We start from the raw sequence: 422 nt of genomic DNA, 5'->3' as shown, positions 1-422 counted from the left end.
CTCTGCATACTGTTCAAGACTTTCTCCAATGGCTTTTGTAGATTGTTGAGCCTTGAAATTCTTATAAAACTCAACTTGTTCACTGGCCGCCTTGAGCTGAGCTTCGTAATTTTGCTTAACAGAAGCCAAAGACAACTCATTTTCCTTTTCTTGCAAGAGGAGCTGATTTTTGACCTGATCTCGTTCTTTTTCTAGGTCAGAAAGGGTCTTTTGCAGTTGATTTTCATGCTCCAAACGCAAGGTAGCCAGTTGGTTTTCCAAGGCCTGTACTTCCTTGTCCTTTGCCAATAAGGCCTGATGGCTTGTCTGTTCAACTTCTTTCTTGGCTAATTCCTTCTCTGTATCAAAGTTTTGGATTTGACTCTGCAGTTGCGCAATTTCTTGATCCTTCTGAGCCAGTTTAGACTGTTGATCATTCATGG

General features: G+C 41.5%; 1 protein-coding gene. It reads right to left on the bottom strand.

Features of this window, described 5'->3' with window-relative positions; translation table 11 throughout:
* Window positions 1-422, bottom strand: a 422-nt coding sequence (locus tag SORDD16_RS10095; protein WP_128973519.1) for a DUF2130 domain-containing protein, incomplete at both ends; no start/stop codon positions are given.

The sequence above is a fragment of the Streptococcus oralis genome, assembly GCF_001578945.1.
In the GTDB taxonomy this organism is placed as follows: Bacteria; Bacillota; Bacilli; order Lactobacillales; family Streptococcaceae; genus Streptococcus; species Streptococcus oralis_Q.
The sequence above is the reverse complement of the archived record's forward strand: the minus strand, read 5'-3'. Positions and strand labels throughout refer to the sequence as shown.